21 protein-coding genes are annotated in these 17,744 nt (G+C 44.5%); 1 reads left to right on the top strand and 20 read right to left on the bottom strand.

Annotated elements, in window-relative coordinates; all coding sequences use genetic code 11:
• Positions 1–117 precede the first annotated feature (117 nt).
• Genes L6I86_RS05860 through L6I86_RS05870 form a run of 3 tightly spaced genes read right to left on the bottom strand, consistent with a single transcriptional unit; the run spans position 118 to position 2,825 of the window.
• The gene (locus L6I86_RS05860; RefSeq protein WP_236285507.1) at positions 118–1,749 is read right to left on the bottom strand and encodes a spore germination protein; all 1,632 of its coding nucleotides are present in this window, start codon (positions 1,747–1,749) and stop codon (positions 118–120) included.
• 24 nt (positions 1,750–1,773) lie between these two features.
• Complete coding sequence (locus L6I86_RS05865; protein ID WP_236285689.1) at positions 1,774–2,187, bottom strand: stage V sporulation protein AB; 414 nt, start codon at positions 2,185–2,187, stop codon at positions 1,774–1,776.
• 5 nt (positions 2,188–2,192) lie between these two features.
• A complete protein-coding gene (locus tag L6I86_RS05870) occupies positions 2,193–2,825 on the bottom strand; it encodes a stage V sporulation protein AA (RefSeq protein ID WP_236285509.1) in 633 nt (210 codons plus the stop codon).
• A gap of 191 nt (positions 2,826–3,016) precedes the next feature.
• Here L6I86_RS05870 and L6I86_RS05875 point away from each other — a divergent pair, with 191 nt between their 5' ends.
• Complete coding sequence (locus L6I86_RS05875) at positions 3,017–3,226, top strand: DUF378 domain-containing protein (RefSeq protein WP_236285511.1); 210 nt, start codon at positions 3,017–3,019, stop codon at positions 3,224–3,226.
• Between the two features lie 145 nt (positions 3,227–3,371).
• On the opposite strand, the gene sigF is transcribed toward L6I86_RS05875, so the two are convergent.
• The 17 genes from sigF to L6I86_RS05960 form a co-directional block, all read right to left on the bottom strand.
• On the bottom strand, positions 3,372–4,127 hold the full coding sequence (gene sigF / locus L6I86_RS05880; protein WP_056614554.1) for an RNA polymerase sporulation sigma factor SigF: 756 nt from the start codon (positions 4,125–4,127) through the stop codon (positions 3,372–3,374).
• Between the two features lie 11 nt (positions 4,128–4,138).
• Complete coding sequence (gene spoIIAB, locus L6I86_RS05885; RefSeq protein WP_056614558.1) at positions 4,139–4,585, bottom strand: anti-sigma F factor; 447 nt, start codon at positions 4,583–4,585, stop codon at positions 4,139–4,141.
• Positions 4,582–4,935, bottom strand: coding sequence for an anti-sigma F factor antagonist (spoIIAA, locus tag L6I86_RS05890; protein ID WP_082595419.1), 354 nt, complete (start codon positions 4,933–4,935; stop codon positions 4,582–4,584). Before spoIIAA ends, spoIIAB begins: the two co-directional genes overlap by 4 nt.
• 140 nt (positions 4,936–5,075) lie before the next feature.
• Positions 5,076–6,251 (bottom strand): D-alanyl-D-alanine carboxypeptidase family protein, encoded by a 1,176-nt coding sequence (locus tag L6I86_RS05895; RefSeq protein ID WP_236285519.1) that lies wholly within the window; start codon positions 6,249–6,251, stop codon positions 5,076–5,078.
• A 169-nt stretch (positions 6,252–6,420) separates the two neighbouring features.
• Positions 6,421–7,722 carry a pyrimidine-nucleoside phosphorylase gene (locus tag L6I86_RS05900; RefSeq protein ID WP_236285521.1) on the bottom strand — a complete coding sequence of 434 codons (1,302 nt, stop codon included), beginning with the start codon at positions 7,720–7,722 and terminating at the stop codon, positions 6,421–6,423.
• 134 nt (positions 7,723–7,856) lie between these two features.
• Entirely contained in the window at positions 7,857–8,240 is a 384-nt protein-coding gene (locus tag L6I86_RS05905) for a cupredoxin domain-containing protein (protein ID WP_056614567.1), read from the bottom strand.
• 147 nt (positions 8,241–8,387) lie between these two features.
• Complete coding sequence (locus L6I86_RS05910; RefSeq protein WP_236285523.1) at positions 8,388–8,834, bottom strand: flagellar protein; 447 nt, start codon at positions 8,832–8,834, stop codon at positions 8,388–8,390.
• Positions 8,835–8,989: 155 nt separating this feature from the next.
• Complete coding sequence (locus L6I86_RS05915) at positions 8,990–9,844, bottom strand: purine-nucleoside phosphorylase (protein ID WP_236285525.1); 855 nt, start codon at positions 9,842–9,844, stop codon at positions 8,990–8,992.
• A gap of 43 nt (positions 9,845–9,887) precedes the next feature.
• Positions 9,888–10,715, bottom strand: coding sequence for a purine-nucleoside phosphorylase (locus L6I86_RS05920; protein WP_056614577.1), 828 nt, complete (start codon positions 10,713–10,715; stop codon positions 9,888–9,890).
• A gap of 35 nt (positions 10,716–10,750) precedes the next feature.
• Positions 10,751–11,926, bottom strand: a complete 1,176-nt coding sequence (deoB, locus tag L6I86_RS05925) for a phosphopentomutase (protein WP_236285527.1) — start codon at positions 11,924–11,926, stop codon at positions 10,751–10,753.
• A 123-nt stretch (positions 11,927–12,049) separates the two neighbouring features.
• Positions 12,050–12,946, bottom strand: coding sequence for a site-specific tyrosine recombinase XerD (gene xerD, locus L6I86_RS05930; protein ID WP_236285529.1), 897 nt, complete (start codon positions 12,944–12,946; stop codon positions 12,050–12,052).
• An 86-nt stretch (positions 12,947–13,032) separates the two neighbouring features.
• Positions 13,033–13,269: a DUF4227 family protein gene (locus L6I86_RS05935; protein ID WP_057312152.1), complete on the bottom strand. Its 237-nt coding sequence runs from the start codon at positions 13,267–13,269 to the stop codon at positions 13,033–13,035.
• Between the two features lie 59 nt (positions 13,270–13,328).
• Positions 13,329–14,459 carry an alanine dehydrogenase gene (gene ald / locus L6I86_RS05940; RefSeq protein ID WP_236285531.1) on the bottom strand — a complete coding sequence of 377 codons (1,131 nt, stop codon included), beginning with the start codon at positions 14,457–14,459 and terminating at the stop codon, positions 13,329–13,331.
• 182 nt (positions 14,460–14,641) lie between these two features.
• A complete protein-coding gene (fur, locus tag L6I86_RS05945; protein ID WP_056614591.1) occupies positions 14,642–15,112 on the bottom strand; it encodes a ferric iron uptake transcriptional regulator in 471 nt (156 codons plus the stop codon).
• A 102-nt stretch (positions 15,113–15,214) separates the two neighbouring features.
• A complete protein-coding gene (gene spoIIM, locus L6I86_RS05950; RefSeq protein ID WP_235550466.1) occupies positions 15,215–15,859 on the bottom strand; it encodes a stage II sporulation protein M in 645 nt (214 codons plus the stop codon).
• A 61-nt stretch (positions 15,860–15,920) separates the two neighbouring features.
• Positions 15,921–17,102 (bottom strand): endonuclease Q family protein, encoded by a 1,182-nt coding sequence (locus tag L6I86_RS05955; RefSeq protein WP_236285532.1) that lies wholly within the window; start codon positions 17,100–17,102, stop codon positions 15,921–15,923.
• A complete protein-coding gene (locus L6I86_RS05960; protein ID WP_056614596.1) occupies positions 17,103–17,657 on the bottom strand; it encodes an NUDIX hydrolase in 555 nt (184 codons plus the stop codon).
• Positions 17,658–17,744 lie beyond the last annotated feature (87 nt).

Consider the following 17,744-nt stretch of genomic DNA (forward strand, 5'->3'; position numbering starts at 1 on the left):
ATTCCGCTAAAGAGGTCGCATACATACTAATAAAAGTACCATAGTGCACGCGTATTTGACAATACATGCGCCTAGAACAAACAAAAAAGGGCAGGAAGATTCCAGCCCATTTTTAAGCTATGATTTAGGTTGTCGGGTACCATCAATTGGCTTTGTAATGCTAAGTCTTGTTTTGCTTGCTAGTACTGGACGACGAAGCAAGATTGCGAAGAAGCTCTTGGCATTAAACGGGATAAACGGCCACATATAGGGAGCATCATAAGATTTCTTTGAAGCTAACATAATTAGCCATAATGTGGAGCCAATAACAAACCCAGGAACTCCAAAAATAGACACTGTTATTAATAACGCTAGCCTCACGATTCGATTCGCTAAACCTAATTCATAGCTTGGGGTAGCGAACATCCCGATTGAAGCGAGTGCTAAGTAGAGGATGACCTCGTTGATAAAAAGTCCTGTCTTAACTGCAATATCTCCGACTAATATCGCGGCCACCAACCCCATCGCAGTTGCAAGCGGTGAAGGGGTATGTACCGCTGCCATCCGCATGAGATCGATTCCTATATCTGCAATCAGGAATTGAATGAGGAGCGGCAACGTACCTTCCTTCTGCGGGCCAAGGAATTCTAATCCCGCTGGTTTAAGGGAAGGCTCCATCACCATTAGATACCAGAGTGGCAGCAAGAAGATCGACATCATAATGCCGGCAAAACGTACCCACCTCAAATAGGTACCGATAAATGGTGTATTTCGATATTCCTCAGCATGTTGTACATGATGGAAAAAGGTCGTCGGCAAGATCATGACGCTTGGAGAGGTATCCACAAACACACAGACATGACCTTCTAATAGATGTGCAGAGACCACATCCGGTCGCTCCGAATAGCGTACCATGGGGTATGGATTCCAACCCTTATTTACAATCACTTCCTCTAATTGCTTCTCACCAAGGGGCAGACCATCTATATCTACTTGTTTCATTTTGTCTTTAATATCTTGGACAAGTGCCGCATCCGCAATATCATTAATATATCCGATACAGACATCTGTCTTCGTACGCTTACCGATTTGCATGATTTCTAGTTTAAAACGCTCATCACGAATGCGCCGTCTAACTAGGGTAACATTCACTAACAACGTTTCTACAAAACCATCGCGCGAACCTCTAACCACACGTTCTAAATCTGGTTCTGCAATCGATCTAACAGGGAAGCTTTTCGCATCAACCGCAATAGCCGTCGTTACTCCCTCAATGAAGAATGCGGTCCCACCCATTAACACTTGTCCAACAATCTCCGACATTTTCGTATAATGCTTCACTTGAATATGTGGGATTAATTTTTCAATAAAAGTTTCCAACGTATGGTGGGCCACTGCTTCACTATCTGCATAGGTCAGTCGAGTAATAATGTCCGTCAACACGGTATCTTTCGCGAACCCATTGCAGTAGAAGATGCCGACGCGTTTAGAGCCAAACACCATCTCTCTCATTACAAGATCAAAACTCCGATTTAAGCCGACCCTTTCTTCCAATATGCGCTGTACTTCTCGCAGACTTTTAGGAATATCTTCTTGGATCTTAAGTGCCTTTTCTTTCGGTGTCATATTCGTAATGGGATTATAGGCCGATAAATTCCCTTCCTCATCAACAGCTAACTTTTCTTCTTGATTATCTTGTTTATCATCGTCCTGTAGGTCTTGCAATTTCTCCTCTTCGCTGTTTTGACCATTTCGAACAATAAATTTCATTGGTGCGCCACCATCCTCCGCTCATTAATAAAATAACCATTCAAACAAGGAGCCAATTACCTTTCCGAAAATCATGGCCATTAATAACACAATTCGATAAGAATCCATTCCCACTCGTTTAGCCAAAATCGGCAGCACATTGACAATTTCAGTCAGTGCAGCGGCTAGTAAGCCAACGAAACAACCTGCAAATAGGCCAAATAGTGCTGCGCCCATTGGAAATAAATGCATATGCAAATCACTGAAATCCACCCATGTAAACACAAGTGAGCCTAGTACTACCGCTGCTTCATAAGCGTGGATTTTGGAGAATGAACGTGAGATTTGAGCTAACCTAGGGATGATATCCAGAACGACTAGAAAGGCAACCATGCCGCTCCCAACTGCAATGCCTCCAGCTAATCCGATAAAAGCAGCTAGGAAAACTTCCCCGATCAGCGTAATCACTTCGTGTCCCCTTCTTCATTGATTTTCGAGTATTCTTCTGTGATTACGTAATGATTAATATTTTCTTGATACATAAACATCTCAACTTCCAACGGACTCGGCTCTTCGTTGAATTTCTTTTTAAACAGATGGTTAAAGAAAAGCACCATACCTACACCGATGCCAATTGAATACGGTATTTGCAAAATGAGCGGATGATCGACCTTTTTACCCGTCATCAATTCATAAATACGCTGATGGACGGCTAGCATGGACACATCCGCATGGAAATTCATGATCGCCAGCCCAGAGCCAATAAATAAAAGCAACCATACGATCACGATGAGAAGCGGATTTGCCTTCTTATTATCGGTATATATTTCTAGCAGCACGTGTGGTTCTCCAAAATGTTCAACTTGCAGCTCGGGAAACCGTTTCTTTACTTTACGAATGATTAATAGCATGTCAATTAGCACGCGATTCCCATCCTCTTGCTGGGGTTGATGGATAATCAATTCATTCAGAGCTTGTTCATATTCAGGCTCCACAAATAACTGTGCAATGTGGTGTAGTCTCACGATCTGACCTTTGCGAACGCGCGCTTTGCGGCGCAGACGTATGTATAAATATTTATTAACTACCTGGTCCATGGTTCACCCCTCTCAGAGCTTAACAATGTCAATTCTGTCTGCAGTCATCCATGTATAGGAATAGTATGCAAAATCCTTCCTTCTCGTAATCCATTCGAGATTTGGTAAATTCTCCATGCATAAAGTTGGATATGGCAAGGCATGTTAAATAGGGAATACGATTACTTATTCCATATAAAGAAGGTGATAACATGGCAAAATTCGCGTTAACACTCGTCATCATTGGTGCGCTGAATTGGCTTCTAGTTGGGCTTTTCGAATGGGATTTAGTTTCTGCTCTACTTGGGGGAGATTCACACCGTGAATCTTCAGGGTTAAGTCGTATTGTATATTCCCTCGTAGGTTTATGCGGGATATACTGCGTCAGATTTTATTCGGTTGACCGTTATTCGGCACGGTAAAAAAGCGTTCGGTGTATAAGGAACAAGCCGCTCATCCCCTTGATACTTACTCATGGGAAATTAGCGGCTATACGTATATGCACTGAAAAACCGTCCTCCCATAGGGAGCACGGTTTTTACCAGCGCACTGTTACGTATAGAACAATTATTGTGCAATCTGATCCTTGATTGATTGCAGAATTTTTTTCTCCAAGCGCGATACCTGCACCTGAGATATGCCCAGTCTGCTTGCAACCTCCGACTGCGTCTGATCACGGAAATAGCGGAGATATACAATAAGTCTTTCTCGCTCATTGAGCGTCCCAATCGCCTCATTTAAGGCTAACTTCTCGAACCATTTCTCGCCGGATTCATCCGAAATTTGGTCCATGAGCGTGATGGGATCTCCATCGTTCTCAAATACAGTCTCATGAATCGACGAGAGTGGTTTATTCGCCTCTTGAGCGAACACGACCTCCTCCGGCGTAATCATAAGCTCCTCGGCAACCTCTTTGATCGTAGGAAGCCTCCCCAAGCGTTTCGAAAGCTCATCCTTCGTCTTGCGAATTTTGTTCGCAAGCTCCTTCAGAGAGCGGCTTACCTTTAATGTACCATCATCCCGTAGAAACCGCTGAATTTCCCCGATAATCATCGGGACGGCATAGGTTGAGAATTTGACATCATACGATAGATCGAATTTGTCCACGGACTTGAGCAGTCCAATGCACCCGATCTGGAACAAGTCTTCGGCTTCGTAACCACGGTTCAAAAAGCGCTGAACCACGGACCACACCAAACGGATATTGCAGCTGACAAGTGTTTCTCTAGCGAGTCCATCTCCGGATTGGCTGAGGGCGATTAACCGTTTGACTTCCGAATCGTCTAAATAACTATGAGAAGCATGCTTCAGATCAACATCCATAGATCCTACCCCTAATTGTATAAAGCTTTTTTAGATTCAATTCGCTTCAACATGTTTATTTTCGTTCCGATTCCGACGGCCGTCACAACTTCCACTTCGTCCATGAAATTTTCCATAATTGTAAAGCCCATCCCAGAACGTTCTAGCTCTGGTTTAGAGGTGTACAAGGGCTCCTTCGCTTGCTCTAAATCAGCAATACCTTCACCCTTGTCCTCAATCGTCAATCGAATCGTGTCATCATCAATTTCAGCTGAAATGGTAATGACACCATCCTGATTATTGTTATAACCATGTATAATCGAATTCGTTACGGCTTCTGAAACAACCGTTTTGATATCCGTCAATTCATCTAATGTTGGATCTAATTGCGATACGAATGCAGCTACTGCTACACGTGCAAAAGCTTCATTCTCCGATCGGCTGGCAAATTGCAAGGTCATAAAGTTTCGTTCACTCATAAAGCAACCTCCAAACTGGACATTGCATTACGTTCGTTATCTTGAATCGAAACGATCTTAAACATTCCCGAAAGTTCGAACAAGCGATAAACAGCTGGTGAGACGTCACAGACGACCATTTTGCCGCCTTTGCTCGTGATTTGCTTATAACGGCCAAGAATAACGCCTAGACCTGAGCTATCCATGAAGGAGAGGTCCTTCAAACTAAGAATGAGGTGATGCGTCTGCTCCTTCGCAATGGCATCCTCCATCCTCGCCTTTACACTATCCGCTGCATGATGGTCAAGTTCACCCTTCAATCTAACAATCAGCGCTCTTCTGCCTTGCTCAAACTCAATTTGCATGCCCAATATGTTCACTCCCTTCAGGTCATGAACACTAGTTTCTACAACTGAGTTGGCAATTCCTGCCACCCGACAAAACTAGAAGAAAACCGCTAAAAGAAGGCAAAATATACGATCACATCAACTTCTATTCGCTGTTTTCCGCATTAATTCGTCGTAAATAACTCCGACGTTGTCCGCTTAAACAGCTTCCACCAAGATGCTTTATCAACAGCTTGCGGAGACTCTAGAGGGTATTCAGCTAAGACATTATCCCCATTGTAGACCATGATTTTACCAATCGGTTGACCTTCGCTTACAGGTGCTCTCAAGCTTGGATCAAGCTGCAATTCATGTCGGATATTTGCCGTGTCCGTTCCTTTTTTCATTAATATGCTATAATTCTGTCTTGCAACTAACGGCACTGTCGATACTTGACCCTTATTTATCGTGAAGCTACCCAAACTATCTCCTGTTTTGAACAATGGATAATTCGTATATTGCGCAAAAGCATAATCAAACAACTTTGTTACTTCCGCGTTTCGCGTTTTGGTATTAGGTTCACCCAGTACAACAGCAACAACACGTAAATTATCTCGTTTAGCTGTAGCTGACAAACAGAATTTGGCTTCACTCGTATAGCCAGTTTTCAATCCATCGGCTCCGCTATAGAAACGGACTAATTTATTTGTATTTACAAGCCAGAATGGCTTCGGTGAGTCTTTGCGTAAATAATCTTGGTAGGCACCAGTGAAATTCGTAATCCCTTCGTGCTTCAGAAGTTCACGTGACATAATCGCGATATCATTCGCCGTAGTATAGTGATTCGCCACAGGAAGTCCATTACAGTTAGAGAAATGGGTATTCTTCATCCCAAGTTGCCCTGCTCGCTCATTCATCATGGCAACAAAATTCTCTTCCGATCCCGCAATTTTCTCAGCCATTGCGACAGAAGCATCATTTCCAGAAGCCATTGCGATGCCCTTCAGCATCTCTTGAACAGACATTTGTTCACCAGGCTCTAAGAAGATCTGTGAGCCTCCCATGGAAGCCGCATATTCACTAACGCTGACTTTTTCATCCATTTTGATGGTACCCTTGTCGACTGCTTCCATAATCAATAGCATGGTCATGATTTTGGTAATACTCGCTGGCGGAAGTTTAGCATCCTTATTCTTCTCCGCAATCACCGTGCCGGTATCCGCATCCATGAGAACAGCTGATAGCGCATTCGGTGTTAGATCCACGGGTTGGACCTTGGTTTCCGCCGCATAAATCGCTGGCAGAACCAGCATCACACCTAGTTGTAAACAAATAAAACTGATTAGCCCTTTTTTTCGCATAGCAATTGTACCCCTCCTGTGATGTATGAAGTGAAAGTTTTGGCATTTTGCAGCATGAATGACTGCTAATCAGTGTTGACGAAATTCCTCTAAATTATTCCATGACGGTGAAAATAAGCCAGAACGAAAAAACACTTTCCTTTAGGAAAGTGCTTGCTCACTGCAACTGTTATTCGATTACATCATATATTAATTGTTTCGGTGCAGGCTGCGTTGACGTGATTTTATAGGCATCGAGAATCATCGCTTCAACCTCAGCTACGTCGAGTCGATTCGCATGGATGGTACAAATGGATTCCCCTATTTGAATGGCATCTCCTATTTTCTTATTTAACGTCAGTCCTACAGCATAATCAATCAAGTCTTCCTTCTTCGCTCGTCCCGCGCCAAGGACCATCGCTGCGATGCCGATATTTTCCGCTTGAATCTCGTTAATGAAGCCAGCTTGTTGTGCAGTAACCTCGATATGATAAGCTGCCGTTGGCAATAGCTCAGGCTGATCAACAACACACGAGTCGCCGCCTTGGCTAGCGATAAAGCGCTTGAACGTATCCAATGCTTTCCCCTTGGAGATGATGTCACGAACAGCTTCCTGTGCCTCCTCAAAGGAGGTAAACACCTTACCCAGGACTGCCATATAAGCGGCAACAGAAATCGCAACTTCCGTTAGCTCCTTGTCTCCTGTTCCGCGCAGTACATCAATGGATTCTCGAATTTCATTCGCATTTCCGATTTCGCGACCAAGCGGCTGATCCATATCGGTAATCATCGCAATTGTTTTTCGATTCAGACGAGTTCCAATATCAACCATTGTACGAGCAAGTACTCTTGCATCCTCGACCGTTTTCATAAAAGCACCGGAACCTATTTTCACATCCAATACAATCGCTTCAGCGCCTGAAGCAATTTTCTTACTCATGATGGAGCTGGCGATCAATGGGATCGAATCCACCGTTGCCGTCACATCACGTAAAGCATAGATTTTCTTATCTGCTGGAGCCAAATTGCCACTTTGTCCGACAATAGCAATTTTATTCGTGTTAACCGCTTCAATAAAGGCTTCCTTCGACAACTCGATTTGAAAACCTGGAATAGACTCCAATTTATCCAACGTACCTCCTGTGTGCCCTAGCCCTCTACCTGACATCTTAGCAACAGGTATACCGAGCGAAGCCACAACTGGACCTACAATGAGGCTAACTTTATCCCCTACGCCACCCGTCGAATGTTTATCCACTTTCACACCAGCAATCGCAGATAAATCAATCATTTCACCGGATCCTGCCATTGCGAGTGTAAGAAACGACGTTTCTTCATCTGTCATTCCGTTTAGAAAGGTCGCCATCAAGAAGGCGGACATTTGATAGTCAGGAATACTCTCCGCGGTATATTCATTGATGATAAACGTAATTTCCTGTTCACTTAACGCTTCACCAACACGTTTCTTATGTATTAAATCAACCATTCTCATGATATTACCTCCTTTAAGTTTTCGTCAGAAAACTGACATCGTAAGCATCCGCTTTAGCTTCCATCTTACATCACAATGAGGAAAATGGAAAAAAGGGAGCTAATAAGCCCCCTCTTATCTGTTATCTATGAAGATTATTGTACAATTAGTTTGGATTTCATTTTGGCATGTCCTTCGCCGCAAGGAAGAACACAATCAATTTCATATGTACCTGGTTTGTCAAACGTAATTTCTTTCGAAGGGTTTTCTTTATCAAGTTTAATATCCAACCCAACAATTTCAACCGCATGTACGCCTTCTTTTAAAGATAAAGATACTTTTGTAGGCTCACCTTTTTTGATCGTGTACTCTGGCGTATCAAACTGCCAGTTTGAAGCAACTAATTTTAGCTGTTGCATTTTACCAGCGGCAGCCTCGGCTTCCTGTGCCTCTTGGCGATCAGAAATATCTTGAAAGAGGACTCCCAGCCCCAATGCGCCCGCAAGTATAAATAGTACAAAGAAAATCCACTTTTGCATGCATATCCCCCTCATCGTGTGTTCACTTCATCTATTCTACCTAACATCAGAGAATAATCCCATATCTACTACGTGGCAAAACTTTGACTATTTCGTGACAGAATTGTGAACTGAACTCCATTTTACTATTGCCCAATGCAGCGCAAATTACACACGATTCCAACGATCACTAATTTGGAAGCCAGTCGAGTTAACCTGAGATTTCGTTTCAGATTGGTTCATACGCTGCTGTACAGTTCCGCTCTCTGAAAGTTTTCTAATATCACGAGTTATTCTCGTGCTGCAACTTACACACAGCTTATTTACACGAATTGGTTCCGCACAGGAAGCACATTGATAACTCAAATTTGGATAATCAGCGAGATGTAATTTCCCTTCTTTCATCCAAACTTGTAATTGTATATTGGAAACGCCTGTAACAGCACAAACCTGTTCATTAGATGAACGGTAATTTCTACGAAGATAATCAACACAATTTTTCAATTGATCGTGCATGCTTGTGCTGCAATCCATGCATTGGTTGCGTAAATTTCTTTGATACACTCTTCCGCAACGCGGACAATTGGCCACCATGAGTTGTTGAGGAACTGCCATGCTCCAACACACCCTTCTATGGAATAGGCAATCTCTCTCAGAAAGATCACCACTGAATATAGTTCTAATTAACTACATTCTAACATGTGTCCCATACAAAGGATAGGTCTTAAGATGCTAAATTCCACAAAAATCATGTTTTTTCCCGGTCAAGTTTATCCCAATTGCACTTCGCGAACGAATGCTTTCACCAATGCAATAAATTTCGGCTTCGTCCGATTCGCAACAGCCACAACTTGCTCATGCGTCAAGGGTTCAAGTTCTTCACCAATCGCCATATCCGTAATACATGAAATGCCGAGCACCTTAAGCCCTGCATGGCGCGCTGCAATTACTTCAGCTACGGTAGACATTCCAATTGCATCGCCACCAATGCGAGCCAGCATCGTCAGTTCTGCTGGTGTGCAGTAGGTAGGACCTGTAATTCCCGCATAAACACCTTCCTGCAGCTGAAGAGGAACTCCATCCTCTCCAACGACAGAAGCTGCAAGCTTCCGAGCAAGACTGCGATATTCGCGATTGTACGCCTCTGACATATCAGGAAAACGGACACCAAGCTCTGCATGGTTCGGCCCAATCAACGGGTTGGCCCCTGTCATATTAATATGATCACTAATCAACATCAGATCACCCGCATGGAAAGAACGATTCATCCCACCGCACGCGTTCGTCATAACAACCGTTTGCACCCCGATCGCTTTCATCACGTACACGGGGAACACCACTTTTTTCATATCGTAGCCTTCATAATAGTGAAAACGGCCTTGCATAACAATAACTTGCTTGCCTTCCAAAGTCCCAATCACAAAACGGCCTTCATGGCCCTCAACTGTAGATACAGGGAAATGTGGAACGTCACTATATTCGATCGCTATTGGCTGCTCAACCTGATTTGCCATATCGCCAAGTCCTGAACCTAGAACAAGTCCAACTGTTGGTGACACGCTGCCTAAACGCGATTGGATGAAGCTTGCAGCCTCATTAATTTGTTGAATGTAAGTCAATGTCATGTTGTTCTCCTTATCTGCCTATAGAGGTTGTTTGAACACGCACTTATAGTGCCTCAATAATGCCTAGGACTAGCTTCAAAAATTTAGGTTTAACTTTCTCCGTCGTCTCCATCACTTCTGCATGGGATAACGGTTGATCTAATATACCCGATGCCATGTTGGAAATACAGGAGAAGCCTAATACTTCGATACCCGCATGACGAGCAACGATAACCTCTGGCACAGTAGACATCCCAACGGAGTCTCCACCTAATGTACGGAACATGCGAATTTCTGCAGGTGTTTCATAGTTAGGACCAAGCAGCCCCACATACACACCTTCTTGTAGTTTAAAATCTTGCGTAGCCGCGACATCGTGCGCTAACTTACGCAGACGCTTGCTGTAAGCCTCTGACATATCTGGGAAGCGAACACCTAGTGCTGAATCATTCGGCCCAATCAATGGATTGCGGAACGTCATATTCAAATGATCGCTAATGACCATGAGATCGCCAACTTGATAGGACTCATTGATTCCGCCAGCTGCATTGGTAACGATCAAGGTTTGTACCCCAAGCTCTTTCATTACACGTACAGGGAAAGAAACCGTCTCAGCCCCGTAACCTTCATAAGCATGGAAGCGCCCTTTCATCATGAGGACTTGCTTTCCTTTAATGGAGCCTACAACGAGCTCTCCAGCATGTCCCTCAACAGTAGAGACCGGGAAATGCGGGATACGTGAATAATCGATTACAATGGGCTCTTCTATCAAATCAGCTAGAACGCCGAGACCTGAACCTAGAATAAGACCAATTTGTGGTGTCATATTTGTTTCTTTTTTAATAAATGCTGCAGCTTCTTGAATTTCTTGAATCATGGATGTACCTGACATGCCATCATGCCTCCTCAAATTAATGGTTCTCGACTTTATTTCAAAAGATGCAGAAAGCTCTCACCATTCTTAGTTGGTTCTACGCCAAAGTTCTCAGCGATCGTCGCGCCTAAATCTGCAAAGGTTCCACGGATTCCCAAGGAAACTGGCGATTGGAAGCTAGGGCTATACAGCAAAATGGGTACATACTCGCGTGTATGGTCCGTCCCTGCGTGCACAGGGTCATTCCCATGATCCGCGGTCAAGATCAGCAGATCCTTCGGACCGAGTCCAGCTTTAAGCTGTGGTACATAGGCATCAAATTCCTCTAACGCCTTTCCGTAGCCTTCAGGATCACGTCGATGACCATATAAGGAATCGAAATCGACTAGATTGGTAAAAGCTAGACCCTTAAATGAGGTTCCAAGCACGTCAATCGTTTTCTGAATGCCATCCAAATTGCTTTTCGTTGAGGTCGCTTTCGTGACCCCTTCCCCATCAAAGATATCATTAATTTTACCGATGGCAATGACATCCCATCCGGCATCCTTCAGTTGATTCATTACTGTAGGCTCTGGTGGCTTGACCGCATAATCATGACGGTTTGGCGTTCGTTTGAACGCACCTGGTGAACCCAGATAAGGTCTTGCTATCACACGCCCCACGGCAAATTCATCTTGCATAGTTAGCTTGCGGGCAATCTCGCATGCGCGATACAACTCGTCTAGTGGAATGATGTCTTCATGTGCGGCCAACTGGAACACACTATCCGCTGACGTGTAGACAATCCATGCGCCAGTTTTCATCTGCTCTTCGCCAAGCTCATCTAAAATCTCAGTCCCCGAAGCCGGTTTATTACCGATCACTTTCCGACCTGTCTCTTGCTCAAATTGCGAGATCAAGGCTTCGGGAAAACCGTCAGGGAACACTTTAAACGGTGTAGAAATACGGAGTCCCATCAATTCCCAGTGACCCGTCATCGTATCTTTGCCAACGGAAACCTCTGCCATTTTGCCATAATAGCCTTCTGGCGACGATACCGGAGGAATCCCCTGAATGTCTGCAATATTTCCTAACCCCATTTGCTGCAAATGGGGCAGCGCAAAACCGCTTACTTTCTCTGCAATATGACCTAGGGTATGTGCTCCAAGGTCGCCAAACTGATCAGCATCCGGCAATTCTCCGATGCCTACGCTATCTAATACGATTAAACTAATTCGTTCAAAGCGCACCGATGTCCCTCCAAATCAATTCCTAATAGTAATGATATCCACCCTTCATTATCCCACTTCCAACCCGTGAATGCAAAACAGCAGCAATTCCGGTTGGAAGTGCCGCTGCCCTTCTGTCAACAATCATAAATGAGCTCTCGGGTGTGCTCGATTATAGACATCTTTCATTTTGATCTTTGTAACCTGCACATAGAGCTGTGTTGATGAGATATCGGAATGACCAAGCATTTCCTGTACAGATCGTAAATCCGCCCCATTCTCGATTAAATGCGCAGCGAAGGAATGTCTTAGTGTATGAGGCGTAATTTCATTCGTAATATTCGTCTCCAACGCATAGCGCTTCATAATTTTCCAGAAACCTTGTCTCGTCATCCTAGTACCTAAGTGCCCGATGAAGAGTGCTTCTTCGTCTACCGATCTTTTGAGCAGCTTAATTCGATACTGCTGAATATAGGTATCAATAATCCGAATAGCAATGCCGCTAAGCGGAATCATCCGCTCTTTCTCTGCTTTGCCGATACATCGAATAAAGCCCATCTCTAGATTCACATCGGCTATATTTAATGCCACTAGTTCAGAAACACGAATCCCTGTAGCGTAAAGTAATTCAAGCATGGCTTTATCCCGGGCGCCATTCACCTGCTCTGATTGAGGAGCTTCCAGCAACTTTTCAACTTCGAGAATGCTTAGAACTTTAGGAATCCTCTTTTCCAACTTAGGAACCTCGATGAAAACAGAAGGATCAGAATCAAGCAGCCGTTCTTTCACCATGTATTGAAAAAAGGAGCGTAATGAAACGCGTATACGCGATAAGGTCGCTGAAGCTCGTCCGAGCGTTTTTAATTGTGATAGATAACTCCCAAGATGTACTTTCCCAGTATCTCGCCAGTTTGTAACACCCTGCATCTCAAGATAAGCAACAAATTGAAGGAGATCCCTTTCGTAGGATTCGAGTGTATTCCGTGAAAGTCCTCGTTCAGTCGTCAGAAATTGGATGAAGGATTGTAGCTCACTCGTCATTATGTCAGTCTCTCCCTCGTTTACCTGCTATGATTTCCATTCTATAGCATTCCACGGTGACTGGAGAGATTCCTTTATTTTTCGCTTTACTCACCATACCAATAAAACAAACGCAAGCGCTCACTCATTGAATTCGAATCAAAAGAAACATGCTCGCTTTGTCCGAATACCTTAACGGATTTGCCAGTAGGTGCTTTGTACTTGTTCACAGGTTGGATCCAGCCGGATACAGCAAGCAGCACTTGATATAAAATGACCGTCAATGCTACAAAAACCAAAATATACTGTAAGCGAACAATTAATTTCCGATAGGAAAATATCATAGCCCGTCCCCCATGTCTATCCCATGTCTTAGGAACAGAATATGAGGTTCGGTCTATGATTATGACAGATCAATCAATTTGGTATAAGGCATTCCGAGCGCCTCAGCGACCGCTGGATGGGTGACATTACCTTTGTACGTATTCACACCTAATTGTAGTGTGTAGTTCTCTGCTATAGCTTGTGTGAAGCCTTTATTAGCCAACTCCAATGCGTATGGCAAGGTGACATTCGTCAAAGCAAGCGTTGAGGTACGAGGAACAGCTCCTGGCATATTGGCAACCGCATAATGCAGGACACCGAACTTCTCATAGGTTGGATCACTATGGGTGGTTACACGATCAATCGTTTCGATGGAACCTCCTTGATCGACAGCAACATCCACAATGACGGCGCCTGGCTTCATACTCTGTACCATCGCTGCTGTCACTAATCGCGGTGCTCTTGCCCCTGGGATGAGGACTGCCCCAATGAGCAGATCTGCCTTTTGGACTGCACTAGCAATATTATACGGATTGGACATCAATGTACGGAGATGCCCTCCGAAAATGTCATCCAAGGCTCGCATCCGGTCCGCACTTCGTTCAATAATAACGACATTTGCACCAAGTCCTAGCGCCATTTTGGCTGCATTCGTGCCTACAATTCCACCGCCTAGAATAATGACATCTGCCGGCGGAACGCCTGGAACACCACCAAGCAGAATGCCGCGGCCTCCATAGAATTTCTCGAGATAGTGGGCTCCAATCTGTACAGACATCCGCCCCGCAACCTCACTCATCGGTGTTAGTAAAGGCAGAGAGCCATTCGGCAGTTGAATCGTCTCATAGGCAATACCCGTCACTTTCTTCTCCAATAACTGAGCTGCCAGATCGCCAGCAGCTGCTAAGTGCAAGTAAGTAAATAGCATCTGACCTTCTTTGAAGTAGCCATATTCAGCAGGCAACGGCTCTTTCACTTTCATGATCATATCACTTTGCGCCCACACTTCTGCTGCATGTGCGATTATTGTAGCGCCTTCTTGCTTATAATCCTCATCTGAAAATCCACTGCCAATGCCTGCTCCCGCTTCGACCAACACACGATGACCAGACATTTGCAGCATCCCTGCACCGCCTGGGGTCAAAGCTACTCGATTTTCATTGTTCTTGATTTCTTTAGGAACGCCAACGACTAGGTTTGGTTTCGACATACTCGCCACCTTCTTCCTTCGGATCATTCGTCTATAATGTACCCCGACACCCTTGCCAATTATGTGACAGTAAGCTAACTCCTAGCTACTATTTAGCATATGATGTAAACACAAAAATGCCTGTATGCATTTGTCTGCATACAGGCATTTTCATAAGTTGAACAGCTTCCTTGCGGCAGCTGTTAGTGGGATTTCTCCAATGAGTCCGGTTTCCCGCGTTCGTTACAACGAAAGCAAATACCTTGGAAATCAAGTCGATGATCTAAGACTTGAAAATGAAATTCTGATTCTAACCGTTCTTCGAAAGGTCCGAGCCAGTCTTCCATGATTTCATCTACGGCTCCGCATTGCACGCAAATTAAGTGATGATGATGATGTCGTGAATTATCGTCACGTAAGTCGTAACGAGCCACGCCGTCACCAAAATTCATTTTCTCCAAGACATGCAGTTCGCTCAGAAGTTCTAACGTACGGTACACTGTTGCTAGCCCGATCTCTGGCGCTTTATCCTTCACAAGCATAAACACATCTTCTGCACTAAGATGATCTTGTTCATTCTCCAGTAGAACGCGAACAGTAGCTTCCCGTTGAGGTGTAAGCTTGTACCCCTGGGATTGTAGTTGTTGTTTAATTTTCTCGATCCTTGCTTCCATATGCCTCCCCCTCAGAAAGGTGGGCATCCTAGCCCATTTTTAGCCACTCTTTTCATTATAGGGGGAGCTTGCTGACAAAGTCAAACACAATCACAATTCATTTCATTCCCCATAAACCCCCACCAGCATTGGGGTTACCCATTTCATCATATATTGGGAGAAGTATCCTTCTAATAATGCAGCTGCTAAAAGGAAGCCTCCCATTGCTAAGGTGATCGTTGTATATCTCATGAAAGGTTGGTAAATGTTACCACTACGACTCATGATTCTATGCTTTATCATATAAAGCGAGAATGACATCGCAGCCACACTGCAGAATAAGATCGCCGGTATTACGATCAAATTCTGAGGAACAACGGCTACAAGTGCAAAAAGCATCCCTTTCCATGACATCTGACCCACCAGGTATCCGACCGTGAAGCCAATCAGTACACCTTTTAGAAAATCCAATACTAAGATTAACGGCAAACCTATGATCGACAAGCCAAATAACCAAATTAATAGTATCCACTTCATATGCATACCGAATGCTTGACTAAACGATTGCTGGCTGTCAATCTCGATGCCTTCATTAATTTCATGAAAAAAACTGCCCAAATGACGGGTCATTTCCGTCCTCTGTTCCAAGGAAAGTGCATTAACCATGACGGCACCGAAAACAACGCCAATAACAAAGAGCACAGAGACGAATATAAATAACGGCAAATTATCCTTCATATATTGTTTCATCGTTAAGTTCCTATTCACACTCGCCACTCCCTCCTTGTACAACCTCTACAAAGACAAGCTTATGAGCGAAAAGGTAAAACTATGAATGATTTTTCACTTTGCCATACTTTCCGCCGCCGCCAACTTCGAGATGTAAGGTCCCTTCTCGAGCACTCACAAGGTACGCAGCAATCTCGTCCCCAACGACACTAGCTAACGCCTCTGGCGTTGCATGGTGTAAGACCTGCATTTCTGTTCCGAACTGGCTTAGCAGTTGTTCCAGCTTCTTCGGACCCAATCCTGGGATGTATTCTAAGGGGACTTGAAAATGGTATGGTGGACGATGCGCTGGCTGATAAGACATCTCCCGATCTGCAATCGCCATGATTCGATCCATGACGCCGCGCACAATTTTGGCACTGCCGCAATTAACACAGCGTTCCACAGCTGTTTCGCTATCGTCCAATACAGCCTCACACACGCTGCAATAGGTTCGATGATATTTGCCTAATCGCGAGTTCAGGCCATAGTTGGCAGTAACTCCTCGTCCATCCTGACGTCGAAGAGCTTTAGCTAACTCATCAAAGGTTGGCGCAGCAAGTTTCATCTGGTTATATTCACGACCTATTTTGGCCAAGGAATGAGCGTCTGAATTCGTTATATATGTGAAATCATCCAGCTCAGAGATGTACCCAGCCATATCCGAATCCGCACTTAGCCCAAGTTCAACCGAAGGTATCTGCTTCACATCAAGCAAATCATTCATGCAGCTTGTAGCGCTGCCGTACACGCTTTTGTGCGGCGTAAAGATGTGTGCAGGGATTAAGATGCCTCCCCGGCCCAGCACCTCTTCCTGGAGATCACGTGCAGGCACATAGATACGTTGAGAACTAAGCTCCACATTTTTCATATGCCGGCTCATCCATCCCGTAAACTCCTGCATCACTTGAAGGTTTGGCATGTAGGCCAAAACATGCGCCGGCCCCATCCCTGGGTCTCTTACTTCAATTTCACTCCCCAGGATGATGGATGTATTCCGATACTGAATTCCCCCGCCTTCGAGCTCCGCCATGTCTCCCTTATCCAAATACATCATAATCTCCTCTTGGACTGACGGAGAGTGTGTATCGATGATGGAGATCATCTCCATCCCCTTACGGTTCGCAGCTTCATGAGCAATATTGAAAAAGGTGAGATTATTCGCTGCGCTTATTTTGACAGCTTGACCTTTCTCCGTCCGGCCAATATGAATATGCAGATCAACATAGTAATCCTTCAACATTTAGATCTGACCCGTTAACTTGTAAAGCTGCCAAGCATAGACCGCCATGATCGTTTTGGCGTCACTGATACGTCCCTCACGCATATACTGCTGAGCTTGTTCTAAGGTGATCGCTTCACAATCAAGAAATTCGTCCTCATCGGGGTTCGCTGTACCCTTTACTAAATCTTCCGCTATGTATAAATGGATAATCTCATCTGCAAACCCAGGTGACGTGTAGAAAGAGCTTACCAATCGAATGTTATCTGACTTATATCCTGTCTCTTCCTCAAGCTCACGCAAGGCCGCTCTCAGAGGCTCCTCACCGCTGTCGAGCTTCCCAGCAGGGATTTCCACCTGACTCTTCTCAAGCGGCTTACGGTACTGCTCTACGACGATCATTTTATCCCCTAGGAGCGGGATTACCGCTACTGCACCAGGATGCTTAACGATCTCACGCGAAGCTGTTCCTCCATTGGGCAACGTCACTTGATCTACTTGCAGGGATATTATTTTACCCTTGAAAATCATTTCACTGCTCGTTGTCACTTCTTCAAATTTCTTATGGTCTGTCATTCGTGCACCTCATCCTCGTAAATTGGTCTAACTTGTCCACATGCAGCATATCGTTCATTATATCAAATATTTTCCTGAAAAGAGGGT

The organism is Paenibacillus allorhizoplanae (genome assembly GCF_927798215.1).
GTDB classification, from domain to species: Bacteria; Bacillota; Bacilli; order Paenibacillales; family NBRC-103111; genus Paenibacillus_E; species Paenibacillus_E allorhizoplanae.